The sequence below is a fragment of the Rhodococcus sp. P4_B6 genome, from assembly GCF_056402215.1.
The window spans coordinates 1-1,541 of sequence record NZ_JBFUHV010000430.1 but is presented as its reverse complement, the minus strand read 5'-3'; the positions used below and the strand labels follow the sequence as shown (position 1 = coordinate 1,541).

At 61.4% G+C, this 1,541-nt stretch carries 1 protein-coding gene; it reads right to left on the bottom strand.

The features are described 5' to 3' along the window. Positions 1 to 1,541 (bottom strand): ATP-binding protein (locus tag AC1DWT_RS51295; RefSeq protein WP_477926278.1); only part of this gene is annotated, 1,541 nt, incomplete at both ends.

Below are 1,541 nucleotides of genomic sequence, written 5' to 3'. Positions count from 1 at the left end.
CTGCCACACGGCAAGGCCCAKTCCCCACAGAGAGAACGATCGACACAAGGTTTCGCCGTACTGTTCGGTGAGCTCGAGTACTTGTTCATGGTATTCGATCGCCCGCCCCATGTCCTCGCGCAACTCGTGTGCCATGCCCAGCATGCCTAGTGGGCCGACGCGATAGATGGGTTCTCGCCGGGTGTCGGGCTCCGCTACCGCTTTCTCGAGGTACGTGCAGGCTTGGGTGAGATCACCGCGGAGCAGGGCTAGGAGCCCGTCGACATGTGCGATGAAGGCGTGTAATCCGGGGTCGTCGATGGATGCTGCAAGTGTGTGCCCCCTGTCTACCGTCATATCGCTCGTCTGACCGCCTGTTTGCGCCGCATCGAAGAAGGCACCGCTGAACAGGGCCTTTACGAGCTCGACGGTGGGTGGGCCTGCGTATGCGGCCAGGAGTCTGTCGAGCCAACTTCTCCCCTCGCTGTAGTACCCCTGGGAACTCCACAACCCGAATAGCGCGCCCGCGACGCGGAGCCCGGCAGCCGGATCATTGGACACACAGAACTTCAGGGTTTCTCGAATGTTCGGTAGTTCCATACCCATGCGTTCGATCCAGTCGAGCTGTCGTGCACTCATCCAATTCGACGCTGCTTCGAGAACCAGCGATTCGTACCACTCCAGATGCCGATGGTGAGCGGTGTCGTCGTCGATCAGTGCGAGGATCTCGCGGCCGTAGTCCCGCACTGTCTCGAGCATTCGAAACCGCACCTCGGTACCGGATTCCTCTCTGAGGAGGATCGACTTCTCAACCAGTGAGGTCACCGCGTCGAGCAACTCGTCCGGACGGATACCCGGACCACCGACGTGCGCCGCCGCGTCGAGCCCGAAACTGCCTGCAAAGACCGATAGCCGCGTCCAGAGGTGCTGTTCCTGTTCCTCGCACAGGTCGAAACTCCAGTCGAAGCACAGTCGAAGAGTCTGTTGTCGCGTAGGGGCGCCACGTGTTCCGCGCGTGAGCAGCGCATAGCGGTCGGACAGGCGCTGGAGGATTTGTTCGGGCGACAGTGCCCGCAAGCGGGCCGCTGCCAACTCGATCGCCAGCGGCAGACCGTCGAGCCGATGACAGATCTTGGCCACTGCGTCCTTGTTGTCCTCGGTGAGTTCGAAATCGGGAACCGCCGTGGCAGCGCGTTCAGCGAACAGCGTCACCGCGTCGTACCTCGGCAATCCTTTCAAGGCCGGCTGACGGTCGGTAGATGGGACTGTCAGCGGCGTGACTCGCAGTACGGCCTCTCCGGGTATACCGAGAGACTCCCGGCTTGTGCTGAGGATCTTCAGCGAAGGACAGACCTGCATCAGCGTCGCGGACAGCTCGGCTACGCCGGCGACCACTTGTTCACAGTTGTCGAAGACGAGCAAGAGGTTCCGCGTCTCGAGAAACTCTTCCAGTACCTCACCCAACGGCCTCGCGGAGATATAGCGCAGCCCCAATGCACCGGCCACCGTGTCGATCAGCAAGGATTCGTCATGAAGTTCGCCGAACTCGACCAGCCATACAC